The organism is Shewanella algidipiscicola (genome assembly GCF_003605125.1).
GTDB classification, from domain to species: domain Bacteria; phylum Pseudomonadota; class Gammaproteobacteria; order Enterobacterales; family Shewanellaceae; genus Shewanella; species Shewanella algidipiscicola.
Genome location: NZ_QPQT01000001.1, coordinates 258,723 through 272,105 on the forward strand (window position 1 = coordinate 258,723; position 13,383 = coordinate 272,105).

Annotated in this window: 16 protein-coding genes and 1 riboswitch; all 16 genes read right to left on the reverse strand. The window is 46.2% G+C overall.

Annotated features, from left to right (window positions below):
- Positions 1–84: 84 nt before the first annotated feature.
- Positions 85–474, reverse strand: a complete 390-nt coding sequence (locus DVO77_RS01105; protein ID WP_119976963.1) for a hypothetical protein — start codon at positions 472–474, stop codon at positions 85–87.
- A 229-nt stretch (positions 475–703) separates the two neighbouring features.
- Positions 704–1,117: a hypothetical protein gene (locus DVO77_RS01110; protein ID WP_110458109.1), complete on the reverse strand. Its 414-nt coding sequence runs from the start codon at positions 1,115–1,117 to the stop codon at positions 704–706.
- Between the two features lie 135 nt (positions 1,118–1,252).
- The gene (locus DVO77_RS01115) at positions 1,253–1,849 is read right to left on the reverse strand and encodes a GNAT family N-acetyltransferase (protein WP_119976964.1); all 597 of its coding nucleotides are present in this window, start codon (positions 1,847–1,849) and stop codon (positions 1,253–1,255) included.
- A gap of 488 nt (positions 1,850–2,337) precedes the next feature.
- On the reverse strand, positions 2,338–2,886 hold the full coding sequence (locus tag DVO77_RS01120; RefSeq protein ID WP_119976965.1) for an NAD(P)H nitroreductase: 549 nt from the start codon (positions 2,884–2,886) through the stop codon (positions 2,338–2,340).
- A 100-nt stretch (positions 2,887–2,986) separates the two neighbouring features.
- Positions 2,987–3,580: an HvfX family Cu-binding RiPP maturation protein gene (locus DVO77_RS01125; protein WP_110458112.1), complete on the reverse strand. Its 594-nt coding sequence runs from the start codon at positions 3,578–3,580 to the stop codon at positions 2,987–2,989.
- Positions 3,581–3,697: 117 nt separating this feature from the next.
- A complete protein-coding gene (locus DVO77_RS01130; protein WP_249038086.1) occupies positions 3,698–4,726 on the reverse strand; it encodes a phosphotransferase in 1,029 nt (342 codons plus the stop codon).
- A gap of 9 nt (positions 4,727–4,735) precedes the next feature.
- Positions 4,736–5,395 (reverse strand): nicotinamide riboside transporter PnuC, encoded by a 660-nt coding sequence (gene pnuC, locus DVO77_RS01135; RefSeq protein ID WP_119976967.1) that lies wholly within the window; start codon positions 5,393–5,395, stop codon positions 4,736–4,738.
- A 48-nt stretch (positions 5,396–5,443) separates the two neighbouring features.
- Positions 5,444–5,704, reverse strand: coding sequence for a hypothetical protein (locus DVO77_RS01140; protein ID WP_119977086.1), 261 nt, complete (start codon positions 5,702–5,704; stop codon positions 5,444–5,446).
- A gap of 123 nt (positions 5,705–5,827) precedes the next feature.
- Positions 5,828–7,969 (reverse strand): TonB-dependent receptor, encoded by a 2,142-nt coding sequence (locus DVO77_RS01145; protein WP_119976968.1) that lies wholly within the window; start codon positions 7,967–7,969, stop codon positions 5,828–5,830.
- Between the two features lie 89 nt (positions 7,970–8,058).
- Positions 8,059–8,195, reverse strand: a riboswitch (TPP riboswitch).
- A 170-nt stretch (positions 8,196–8,365) separates the two neighbouring features.
- Entirely contained in the window at positions 8,366–8,752 is a 387-nt protein-coding gene (locus DVO77_RS01150; RefSeq protein ID WP_110458116.1) for a YcfL family putative periplasmic lipoprotein, read from the reverse strand.
- 60 nt (positions 8,753–8,812) lie between these two features.
- Positions 8,813–9,274: a PaaI family thioesterase gene (locus DVO77_RS01155; protein ID WP_119976969.1), complete on the reverse strand. Its 462-nt coding sequence runs from the start codon at positions 9,272–9,274 to the stop codon at positions 8,813–8,815.
- Positions 9,271–9,768 carry a PaaI family thioesterase gene (locus DVO77_RS01160; protein WP_110458118.1) on the reverse strand — a complete coding sequence of 166 codons (498 nt, stop codon included), beginning with the start codon at positions 9,766–9,768 and terminating at the stop codon, positions 9,271–9,273. Before DVO77_RS01160 ends, DVO77_RS01155 begins: the two co-directional genes overlap by 4 nt.
- 18 nt (positions 9,769–9,786) lie before the next feature.
- Positions 9,787–10,146, reverse strand: coding sequence for a purine nucleoside phosphoramidase (gene hinT, locus DVO77_RS01165; RefSeq protein ID WP_110458119.1), 360 nt, complete (start codon positions 10,144–10,146; stop codon positions 9,787–9,789).
- A 283-nt stretch (positions 10,147–10,429) separates the two neighbouring features.
- A complete protein-coding gene (locus DVO77_RS01170; RefSeq protein ID WP_119976970.1) occupies positions 10,430–11,056 on the reverse strand; it encodes a LuxR C-terminal-related transcriptional regulator in 627 nt (208 codons plus the stop codon).
- A 539-nt stretch (positions 11,057–11,595) separates the two neighbouring features.
- Complete coding sequence (gene cctA / locus DVO77_RS01175) at positions 11,596–11,946, reverse strand: tetraheme c-type cytochrome CctA (protein ID WP_110458188.1); 351 nt, start codon at positions 11,944–11,946, stop codon at positions 11,596–11,598.
- 394 nt (positions 11,947–12,340) lie between these two features.
- Positions 12,341–13,204 (reverse strand): protease HtpX, encoded by an 864-nt coding sequence (gene htpX / locus DVO77_RS01180; RefSeq protein WP_119976971.1) that lies wholly within the window; start codon positions 13,202–13,204, stop codon positions 12,341–12,343.
- Between the last annotated feature and the right edge of the window lie 179 nt (positions 13,205–13,383).

The following is a 13,383-nucleotide window of genomic DNA, read 5'->3' on the forward strand; positions in this document are numbered from 1 at the left end:
TTACACTCAATTACACTTAGACACATTTGTGCAGAGACTCTGACGTTATTCAGCTCAATAGCAGCCACCTTTTGCGGTTAGCGCTTACCCAGTAAACACACCTAGCAGGGTAAATACACTAATGATAATAAAAAATACCCAGTGAAACTGAACGCGGCGTACACTCTTAGCTTCGGCAAAATATCCAATGTAAATTTGCCAAATGGCAAACAACATAAAGTTAAGGCTGATAAACAACGCTAAGGCATAGGTTTGCATCCTTGGCACCCATTGCAAACCACAGGCAAATAACACCAGTGTCGATAGCACCAAAAATATCGACACATAGTGAAATACGCAGTGCATCAGGGTTATCGTCGTGGGATCAAAATCGGCTTGCAGCTTAGAACATAACAATTGCGGCTTGGCTATCACAAAATGGCCAACACAGGTAATTGAGGCCAATACTGCTGCAACCAAAAGGTAGATATTCATAGCTTCTCCGACAACACTGTTGGCCGCATTCGCGAGCAACCCACAGGATCTATTCTAAATAGACGATAGCTAACTAGACCGTATCAGTACGAATGAAGTTTCAACACCAAACAAAAAAGAGTGCTATTGCACTCTTTTGGTTTACTTTTTATCCTAATTACACCTATAGAAGCTGATAGGTGCTGGCTCAAAATTCACAAATTAAAGCCATAGCTCATAGCAATAGTGATCACATGGTGGCCATTATCCAATAATCGAGGCGCTGCTGCGGATTAGCCAGCAGGTTTTGACAAGGGGTCTTATAACGGCCCATCAGGCCACCTAAACTTTTATTGTTGGGCAGACTCGCCTGCTGCTTGGCAATGGCTTGTTGCAATAATTGCTCGACCTGCGCTTCACTTTGATACTGTTTTGCCAGTGTCAACGCCGCCTCCCCCGACTGTTTAAGCCGCTCGCCCACTGGCTTCATTTGTGGGGCATCCATATTGCTGATGGCATCGGATGCAATATGATAATAAGCAGCGCATTGCAGCACCTCTTGATTAAACGCGATTTCGGCTTCAGAGGCCGGAGCTTGGGTTGCCGAGGCCGACAAACTAAAAACAGTAAGCAGCGCGGCAGAAAGTGGAGTGTAAAAGCGCATATGGGGATTCCTTTGCATTAAGCTTATATATTGCGTCATTTCTACTTTAGATATCACTCAATATCAAGACTATAACTTAAAAAATCTTGTTCTGGTACAAACCCAAGTGACCCATCCTAGGCTTGTGCTTGATGATTATGAGGCTTGAGCCATGCGTTGGCGTAACTGCCGCTGCACCCCTGGCCACTCACTGTCAATAATCGAATAGACCACGGTGTCTCTGACCGTACCATCTTTAAGCAGGCGATGGTTACGTAACACCCCATCTTGCTTAGCGCCTAGGCGCGCTATCGCCTCGCGTGAGGCTTGATTATGCCAGTGGGTGCGAAACTCCACCGCCATAACAGCTAAGGTTTCAAAGGCATATTTAAGCAACAAGTATTTAGCTTCGGTGTTGATACCACTGCGCTGTGCACTTTTGCTATACCAAGTATGACCTATCTCTAGCCGGCGATGGGCTTGCTCCCAGTTCATGATGCGAGTTGCACCAACGATGTGACCCGACAGGGTATCACGCACCGCAAAGGCTAACGCTTCGCCGCGTTGCTCGTCTGCCATCGCCTGTGTTACATAGGCGTTCATCTCATCGGGATGCGGTACATTGGCATACCATAATGTCCATAATTCCCCATCGCTTACAGCAAGTGATAACGCTGCAACATGCGCCTGCGTCATGGGTTCTAATACTACCCGCTCACCTTGTAACCAGCCTACACGCACACCTTGCTTCATAATAGCTCCAGCATAATATCCATTTAATATGATCTATTAATGACCCGCTCTCTTACTGCACCAACGTATCAGCTTTAACATAAACTGCCTGCGCTTTCATAATATAAGCAGTTAAGTTAACAACAATCGCCTTGTTTGAACAAGCATCAATATATGGACTAAGCCAATGAGGGCGATTAAGCAGCGAAGTTCATTACTGGATATCCGAGGGTCGATAGCACTTTATCTGCCGCGACTGAGCCTCACCATTTAGAAGATGATTAACGTAAAGTGGCAACGTACAACCTCAGTGAGCCATGCTTACGCTGCACAACCCAGTATCGAACAAAAAAAATGCCCGCTATCATTTAGCGGGCAATACAATCACAAATATAATCACTTAGGGTGAAAACCTGTACATGGGTATGAGGCAGGCATCCCCCACTGTGCCAGTTTCATCTTGGGTGTAAACCCGACCAAAGTCGAACAACAGCATAAGTAACTGGCAGCTACAAGTAGCGCACAAAATCTTGCGCCGATTTAGCCGGTTTTATTGGGGCCTTTACCGCTGGGGTGCCCAGGTACAAGAAACCGATAATTTGTGCCTCATCATCCAGTGCTAACGCTTGATGTAAATGACGATTAAATGCCAATCCACCAGTACGCCAAATACCGCCTAAGCCTAAGGCAAATGCCGCTTGCTGCATCGCCATACAGGCGCAGCCCACCGCAAGGTGCTGCTCTAAAGCGGGCACTTTGGCATGCTCGACCACTTTAGCGACCACAGTTATCACCATTGGCGCACGTTGTGGCATATTGCGCACTTTATCCATTGTGGTTGCATCGCCGCCATCGGCTTCGGTTGCATCAACAAACAGCGCACCTAACCGATCGAGCCCCTCACCACTGGCAATGATGAACTCCCAAGGATTTAATCCCGCATGATCTGGGGCGCGCACTGCGGCACTTAAAATGGTGTTTAGTTGAGATTCGTCAGGAGCCGGAGCCACTAACCGAGGTGAAGATTGACGTGTTAATAACAGTTCGAGAGCGTCCACAAAATAATCCTGTAATAGAGCAAATCAACGAGCAGAGGGTAGCAAATTTGCACTAAAAATCCTACCAAAACAGTAGGACTTATCTCTTGCCCTGCGACAATTAAATTCGTTGGTAGCGTTTGGCTATCAGGTGGTCGAGACTCGTATAACGTCCGCCCCCTATCACCATTAACGCCAACAACATTAATAAATAGGTGATGGCAAATTCAATTCCATTATTGAGCACCACCAATTTACCTGATGATATTAACCATTCATAATGACCATATTGTTGCAGTAACGCTTGAGCCGCTTGTAACTTCTCGCCAGAGGCGATCACCTGCTCATTGGCTAACCAAGAGTTGGGATCGGCTATCGCCAACCAACCGTTTTGCCAATGCACACTCAATGCAGCCACTAGCATGGTAATACTCAGTGGAATGGTCACCAGACGGGTAGCCAATCCAAAGAGTAACAAGATGGCGCCAAAAAACTCGGTTCCCGCCGCAAGCGCCACCATCAGCTCGGGCATAGGCAAGCCTAAGCCCCAGTTAGGGTCGCCAAACCAAGCCGCGGTATCGCTAAAGTGAGTTAACTTATTGTACCCAGCCTGCATCAATACGGGGGTCAAATAGAGACGAAGCCCTAACGCTACTAATCCATCGAGCTGCTGTATGCCTTTGAGCCCTTGTTGGTATAATCGAATAACCTGCATAACCCCCCCCCCCCTTTATCATCATTGATAAAAGAGACCCTTAGCCAGCTGATTATCTTTCGCCGTCCGATAAAATAGAGCCAACCGTCTGCAGCTGATTAAAACTGAGCACCCACCCTAACAGCCTTTAGCCGCGATGCACTGCAGGAATTGGTCAAAATATTCAAGGTAGTCGGCGGTTAGGTTAGGCACCTTAACATCTGCAGTGAAAGCGACTTTCACCTCATTCACTAGGCTCTCACCCTGCATTAATAGCGCCCAACAGAGCGCAAAATACCAGTAGAGCTCAATCGCAGCAGGCACAGCATTAAACGCTGCGCCATTGAGTTTGCTATGGTCTTGCAAATAATGAGCTATTAACCATTGACGCTGCCAGCCGGACAACTTATGGGTCGCCAATACGCTAGCCAAATCAACCAAGGGGTGTGAGCTGCAGGCATATTCATAATCAATACACCAAAGTCTGTCGCCGCTAAGCAGCAAATTATATGGATTGAGATCACGATGACTAAATTGCGGCGCTACCATGCAACCTGCCAGGATATCGAGTAACTGCTGCACTCGTGGCTCATGACGCTTTAGCAGCTCAAAGCGAGTCAGCCAAGCTGGACGCTGGCCAAGTGAGCCCTCGATCTGCCCACTGAGCAAGCTTAGCTTGTCGAAATACTCATGCCATTGCTGGGCGACCGAGATAGCATTATCGGGCACGGGCAATGCCTTTAACCCCTGCAGTAAGGACAATAAGCTTTGATGGGCCGTCTGACACACTGGGTTAACAGGCTGTGGCTCGCAATGATTGATGCTCATTAACTGGCCCCAATCTACAGTGTTTAAAATAAATTCACTGAGATAATATCGATAATCATCAGAGACATAATATAATTGTGGTGCAATCGATGCTTGGGCTGCGCTGCGCCAAAGTTGCACTTCACTGTGACGGCTGCAAAGTGTATTACTGGCATCGCTATTGATGCGCAGTGCAAATTCACGCTCTCTTGTGGCAATACGGTAATTTTGATTGCTTAGTCCGTGAGACAAGCGCTCAATATGCACAGCCTGAGCAAGGTTACAGCCTTTGGCGACCAGTGCAGCATGGAGCTCAGCAGGCAATTGTTGCAACAAAGGATGCACTAAGCGCGATGCCATGGTCACAAGTTAAGACTCATACGCATAATGGTTTGCCTGATCTTCCGATTGCTCGCGCATGCTAGCTCGCCAAATAAAATAACCGCCGATCGCCATGCCAACATACAAGATAAATAAGATGCTGGTCAGTAGCAGTCCCTTGTTGAGGTATAGATAAATGGATACCAGATCAATAACCACCCAGTAGAGCCAATTTTCCAGCACTTTTTTAGCCACTAAATAGGTGGTCATCACAGCAAAACAGGTGGTCGCGGCATCAAGATAAGGATAAGACGCCTGAGTCTGTGTCGCCATAAAGTGGCCTACCAGTAAGGAAGTGGTACCGGTTAGGCCAATCAAGAGTAAATGACGAGACACGGACCAACTGACAATATCGACCCCTTTATCGCCACCGCGTCCCCTTGTCCACAACCAATAGCCATAACCCGCCATCGCCATATAGTAGATATTGAGCAGTGACTCCATCAGCAAAGAGACTTCCCAAAACAGTACAGTATAAATAGCGGTACTGACAAAGGCCGCCGCCCAGCACCAAATATTGCCACGCATCGCCAGCATCAAATACGCCATGGCTAGCACGACAGCAACGCCCTCCCACCCTGTCAGTTGATGGGCTTGCGCCAGTGCGTCAGTAACGGTCGACAGCAAGTCGTTCCAAAGGTCAATCATTGTAATATCATACTCTTATCGTGAACTGATACAGATCCTTAAGCAAGATCATTGGGTGTGAGACAAGTCCAGTTCACCACCAATAAATTTCACCACAAAAACCGCCTTGCCCCATTTTTCATGGGCCGCTTGCATCTCAATCGCCAACATATTCATCACTACGGCATAATCGCCACAAATTTGCGTTGCCATGGCATTGGTCTTACGCTCAATATGCTCATAGCTGTCGAGACGATCGATAAACCACTGTATAGGTTCGATATAATTTTCTTTGAACGGATACATGCTGATTTCAGCGGTTAATTTCATCGTGGTTGATTGCATTTTACTTCATCCTCATTGAGCAGGCTTAGTTAAAAACTGTAGCCTATTGATAAATTTGAGTTTGAGGCCACCGAATCGCCAGCAGCCTCCCCCTTGATGCGATGGGCATTACATCAATTTGACCTTAAGGGTTAAGCCTAGCTGACGTGGATCGCCATAGCGAATGTACTGCTTATCGGCCCAGCCTAAATCGGGTTCATTACCAAAATAGAAACCGCGTACACCATACTGCTCATCAAACAGATTACGACCCCATAAATAGGCGGACCATACCTCGGTTTCATAACCGATACGCGCGTTAAAAATGGTATAAGGCTCAGATTTAGATTCATTACTGTCCGAGTAATAAAACTCGCTCTTACCGCTGCTCGTCAGGTTGGCAAACCAACCATTATCGCTACGATACGTGGCACCTAAGCTGTGGGTGAAGTTTGGCGAGTGGGCTAATTCACGATCGCTTAAGTCCACAAGTTCACCATACTTATTTTGATATTGGTAATCGCCATAAGCCGTCTCTAGCCAACCTAAGGTGGCGTAGAGCGTTAAGTTATCGCTGGTGTACCAACGTCCCTCAAACTCCGCACCATAGTTATAGGAGTTGCTGGCATTTTCGGTATACAGAATAAATTTTTGCGGTTCTGCAGGATTTTGTTGCGATGCTGCAACCTGTTGATCCCTGCGATCCATATAAAACACGCTGACATTGGTACTGACATCCCCCTCAAGCCAGGTCGATTTTAATCCAAGCTCATAGTTGTACAGGGTTTCGGCCTGATACTCTTTTTTATCACTGAGCTCTGCAGGCAAAGACATATTAAAGCCACCGGCTTTATAGCCTCGAGCGATACGGATATAAGTTTGATGATCATCACTCAGCGCCTTACTCAAGGCAAGATGCCCGCCCCACATGGTCTCAGAAGGATCAAAACCATCCCCTGCACTGTCTTGATAATCGCTTTCTCTGCGCTCGACTCGTAACCCTACTGAGAGGGCATAATCATCACCCAAATCACTATCAAGCTGACCAAATAATGCCATATTAGTGGCGTTATAATCGGCAACCAGTGCTTCTGGCCAGCCGTTGTACACTTCTGTGGTGTGATTATCTTCATCGAGTTTCATACCATACACGCCCAATAACCAATCGGTGCTGCCATTAAACAGCTTTCCCGCATCGGTCGAACTGAGACGAAACTCTTGTGACACCGTTTGACGATCGCCCACTTTATCCCAAGTATAATCATACTCACACGGGGCCGCGTCACACACTCTTGCGTGCCAATAATCGGGATTGGCCCAATCGCCATCGTACCCATGATGAGTATCGGTCTGTGCCATTGATGTTAACGACACCAATTCAAACGTGTCATAACCCGAATAGGTGATTTTAAGTGAGCTGCCCGTGGTCCGCTGTTTATCGACACCGGGAGCATCGGTCAATGTATCGAAACCGTTGCTGTCTAACGTCCAAGCATCGTAGCCGTTATCAAAATTGGCGTGCATCAGGTTAAAATCAACCGTGAGAGAGTCACTGGCGTACCAGCGCAGCTTAAGGCGGGTGTTTAGCTCATCACGGCTGTTGCTGTCATCATGACCAGTGTAAAGATTATCGCGATAACCGTTTTGCTGATGTTGCTGCACCGAGACCCGATACAACAAGGTGCCAGAATCGGTCAAAGGCCCCGAGCTAAAGCCACTAAAAGTACGCAGCTGATCGTCACCTAAGGATACTTCGGCGCCATGTTCAAACATCGCCGTGGGATCGTTGCTTTTAAGGTAGATTAAGCCCGCTAAGGCATTGGCGCCATAGCGTGTGCCCTGTGGGCCGCGGAGCACTTCTACCTGCTGCAGATCATACATGCTGGCGACCATGCCTAAGCCCGACATATCGATATCATCGATGATATAACCGACTGATGAATTGGGCGCGCCTTGATACTCTTCTTGCTCACCCACGCCGCGGATCTGAAAATATTTTGCCCGTGAGCTACCACCAGACCAATTAAAGTTGGCAATAGAGTTGAGCAGATCTTCAAAATGCTGCGCGCCTTCATCTTCGATCTGTTGCTGATCGATGACGCTGATGCTCGACGGCATTTTATCTAGGGCTGATTGACGAAAATCGGATGTGACGACAATGACTTCCATCTCATCGGTTTCAATTGGAGTCGTGTTTGCCGCAAGGCTTGAATGAGTTAACGCCGCAGTGATCGCTAACGCTATTGGAGATAAAGATTTAATTGTAAACATAGGACCTCAAATAAACTTTTGAGATCCGGCAGTTAAATAAGCGAGAAAGAAAGCACAGTGAGATTATAAAATCAGATGGATCATATAATGCAGTTAGTGTGGCCCATTCCTACGCCGGTATTAGCCGGATCAGGTTCTAAGGGTTTGTCGATAGACATCTCAGTGAGTCAACTATGGGATCAATATCAAAACCGATCGTAAGTTGCTAACACCCCTTGGCGCCGAACATTATACATCAACAATACAAGTCTTTGACATCTCTAACGTTAATTTAGGCCATTTTTAATGATAATGACGTGTCATCAGACCTGTGAGCCATAACTCTTATCGCATCCATGCCTCAAGCGACAACGATGCTCAAACTTAACCTTAGATGAGCAGCGTCGTACGCACATCTTAGTTAGAAAAAGCCTCACGCACATACAACTGGCAGCGCACTGCCATATTATTGGGTGCGACCGCACGAACCTGTAACTGCTGCTTGCCATGCAATTTGACTGGCTTCCAACTACTGCCTTCATCTTCAATAGCGAAGCCATTAATATCAAACCAAGTGAATTTATATTGTACTCGAACATCGGTCGCCACTTGGCTTGTAAGGGTGCCTGAAGCCGTCAGTTGCGCCCCCTCATAACGCGTCTGCACATTATCGACAGTCACTTGACGATGAAAGGCGTTGTTGTCGACCCTCACCTCGCCGGTTGAGCTGGCCATCACCCCTGCGGTATGGTTTGCGCAAGCCGTTAACATCAATAACGCGGTAAATAATATTCGTTTTTTCATACTCGCCTCGCTTAATTTAGGATCTATTGACCTCGGCGTATGCTTAACTCAGCCTAATGATTACTCAATCAGAAAATGCGCCCTTGCAGTGGCAATAAGGGCTTTTCGATTGGTTTGCCAACAGTTAATACTCACATTGGCAACCCGTCTGCCTTGACGGGTTATTTTACATTCGGCAAAACTGTCTTTGAGATGACCCGCTCTTAGGTAATCAATTGAAAAATCAACTACCTTTGGCACCTTGGTCGCCTGCATAAATACCATTAATTGCAAAATTGCCGACATTTCCATAAACCCAGCTATCACACCACCATGCAATGCAGGCAAGGTCGGATTACCGATATTGTCATCTTTAGCGGGCAGTTGAAATACCAACTCATCGCCAAAGCGCGACACCTGCATGCCGATAAACTGAGCATAAGGCACATGTTCGAGTAAGTGACTAAAGTCATTTAGCTCGTTAGCCTTTTTGACAAGATCTTTAACATTTAATTGGCCGCTTGGGATCCCTGTTTCGCTCATGATTCCTCTCCCATTAGCGCCCGCCTAAAGGGTTCGCCAACCATATCGGGACTAATCCGCATGAATGATCCCACCGCATGGGCAATCGGATCATCAATGGAGTCTTGATAAGCTATTGCACGAGTAAACGCCACACTAGACGAGAGTTTATAGCACTCAGCAAAACCATATACACTCTTATTGGGCTCGGCGGGTTTCATATAATCCACTCGCAAGTCTAAGGTCGGCGACAGCTCTAATGATTTGTATTTATCGAAAATACTGCACACCACAGCGGTGCCACTGGCGGTATCCATGAGTGTGGTGATCACCCCACCATGAATGACGCCCGTTTCGGGATAACCGATTAACGCTTTGTTATAAGGCAACTCAATTAGTACATGATGTTCGCTGGCCTCTAACACACCTAATTTTAGCCGACGACATTGTACTAATTGATCCACAAAGCGGCTGGCTAAATCCGTTAAGGGAAAAAACTCTGGATTCGTTTTCATGAGATGCTCAATCAGGCATTAGCTTAGCGGTTGCGTGACTAATGGCCCTAAATATTGGCCACCTAGCAGGTGCATATGAATATGGAAAACCTCTTGGCCACCATGCTTATTACAATTGATCACTAATCGATAGCCATCTTCGGCAATACCCGCTTCTGTGGCGAGTTTGGCGGCGACGGTTATCATCCGACCTAGGGCTTTCTCATCGGAAGATTTTACATCGTTAATCGTCGGAATCAGGTGATTAGGGATGATTAAAATATGCGTTGGGGCTTTAGGTTGAATATCACGAAATGCTGTGACTAGCTCATCTTGATATAAAATGTCAGCAGCAATTTCTCGTCGAATGATTTTACTAAAAATTGTTTCTTCGGCCATCTTCGCGTCCTCTCTCTATTAGGGTCTGTCAGTATACCCACAAATCAGTGATTTGCGATCGGCATCTATAACAACCACTTATTATTTATGCGACTGATTATAGCTAACTCTAACGCTAAAATCCTAGCAAGTAAGATGGTACAAATCGAGTAAGCAGCGCAGACAGAGAGATTAGTCGCTATCGCCACAGAAAATGGTAATTACACTTAGGTAAAAAGAAATGGGGAATGGCAAAAAACGCTCTGGCCGCTCAGCAATGATGGCCAGAGAAGTATCTGTTATATTATTGCTGCACTTCGTGCAAGTGAGTCTGGGCCCACGCGATAGCCTGCCCCCGACTCGATACGCCTATTTTACGAAACACCCGATAAAGATGGGTTTTAATAGTACTTTCACTGACAAAAAGCTGATTGGCAATATCGATATTGGTGCTACCGCTTAACAATGCCTGCAGCACTTCTCGCTCGCGGATGGTTAAATTATCGCTCCCATCATCGAGCGCGGCATCATTCTCAGCCAAGAGTAATTGTGCAGGGATAATCCGCTGCCCCCTCAATACATCGATTAAGGATTGGCCGACCTGTTCAAGACTCGCATGACGAAAGAATACCGCCGCCGTGATGGGAGAGATCAAAAAGCGTGCATCAATCTGCTCAGGATAATGCAAAAAAACAACTCGTGCCGAATGACGCTTTTTTATCTGTTTCTGTAGTTGGTAGGCTCGCTGAACATCCACAGTGGCTAAATCAATCACCACCAGTGAATAACTACTTTCATTCATGGTCGCCTCTAGACTTTCTGGCGCCACTTTAGCGAGTTTGACTAAAAATTGTTGTGGCCAACGCGTTTCAAGTAAATCATTCAACAATTGCGAACGTGAAACCACTACCCACTTGATTACTTTGAACATCCTGTACACTCCATGTCGCCAACCAATGGCGTATTCCATTCAACCAATATTTATGATAACAACTTTAACGCAAAATAATAACTTCCTAATTGTTCCGACCTGCTCTTATTACACATTAAAGCTTGTAAATAGTAAGGGTAATAATAGAACATGTGCAAGATTAGACCAGCTTTTACGCATAAAGTGAAATCAGTTGCATTGGATTAGTTGATTATTGGGTTAAAAAACTCATTGTGACCACATCGGAATGGACTTGAGACTTTAATTGCGTTTATTTTACCCAATCTAACTAATAACTCAACAATGCTGAACAATTATTCCAATTAATCAAGGCCCATGTCATCGTCTGTTTTAGGCTAACGCGGCCTCATTATGCAAACCTCTGGGTGAACTATCATCTCGTCACGACTTCTTCCTTGACTAACTGTGCCCTCCTCTTAATTAATGCACTCGGTAACACCAATTTTCTAGGTTAAAAATAGATAAAAAAACACCAGCTATATTGCTGGTGTTTTTAACGAAACTGAGGCGTTATGACATTACTGTTTCAACGCTGATTCTGCGGTGCGACCATCATCGTGGCAGCTATCACAACCTGGCTTGTCACCCACATTCGATGAATGAGGCGCGTGACAGTCAGCGCACACCAAATTACCATCATGTGGCTTATGCACAGCGTCCATTTCGGCTAAAGTGCCATGGCAGCTTTGGCATTGCTCAAACTCATATGCACCATCAGCAGATGGCTCGCCGTCTGCATGGCATGCTTCACAGCCATCCATTTCAGCATGCATTTCTGCTAATTCTTGTGGTTCAGCCATTGCCGCTGGCGATAATGCCAATGCCGCTAAGCCTGCACCAAATAATGCGCTTAATATTTTATTGCTCACAATCATATCCTCTTTATGGTTGGCATAGTGGGTATTTGTTGTTAATCACGGCCCATCTTGCCTGTGTCCTAATTTGTCTGTACTTGACAAAGCCTAAGCTAGCCGAGACTTTACAAATTAGCAACGCTTTATGTGGCGGCGATAGTAACAACAGCTTATGACTAAAAATGTGCACTCAATCAAATATCTATAGCCCAAACACCCTACGAGCCGACAAAAGTGACACTTGTCACACCCAGCCTATGCAAAATGGAATCGACTTGGCATCAACAAGCGAACAATCCTTAACCAGTATAGTGGTATTCGCCAATTTACAACATTAGCCCATAAAAAACGGGAGCCTTAGGCTCCCGTTATATCTACGCAGTGTTATTGCATGCTATGACGTAAGTCATTATTTCGCTTGTAAAGCAGCGATACGTTTTTCAAGCGGTGGATGGCTCATAAGTAATTCAGCCATCGATTTTTTACCATTGATACCAAATGCGGCCATTTGCGCAGGCATCGCACCGGTTTCTGGTCCACGACGTAATCTATCTAACGCCGCGATCATCTTATGCTTACCGGCTAAGCGTGCGCCGCCTTCGTCGGCTTTAAACTCACGCACACGAGAGAAGTACGCCACAATGATCGACGCTAAAATACCAAATAGCATATCGAGTACAAACACTACCGCCATATAGGCGAACATACCTAGGCCTTCACCCTCTTCATCGTTGCTCGACACAAAAGTATCGATAATGCCAGCTACAACACGGGCAGCAAAAATAACGAAGGTATTCACCACACCTTGGATTAAAGTCAGTGTCACCATATCGCCGTTAGCCACATGGCTCACTTCGTGGGCTAACACCCCCTCAATTTCATCTTGTGTCATGCCGTAAAGCAAGCCACTACTGACCGCAACCAGCGCGTTATCTTTGCTCGGACCTGTCGCAAACGCATTCAACTCTGGAGATTGATAAATCGCCACTTCAGGCATCTTAATGCCCGCTTGCTTTGCTTGGCGCGCGACGGTTTCGAGCAACCAACGTTCGGTATGATCTCTTGGGGTGGTGATCACTTCACAGCCCATGGTTTTCTTCGCCATCCATTTTGAGATAGCTAGGCTGATAAACGCACCACCAAAACCAAATATCGCGGCAAAGACCAACAAACCGCCCATGGTTGAGGTATTCACCCCTAAAAGGGACATAACAATTGATGCAACCAGCAATATTGCCATGTTTGTTGCAATCAATAGGAAAATACGCTTCATTTTAATCTCCTGCTCCGGTAAGACACCCTTGGTGCCATCTTTAATTCTCTTGTTGACATAATATGTCCGAAAGAGCAGATATCAAGGGGTAAACGTAAAAAAAATAATTTCCGGCGTGTTATCGAGCATCAACCACTCGCAACTGCCGTCGCCGCAGTCTAGGGTGAGAGTATTAAGCC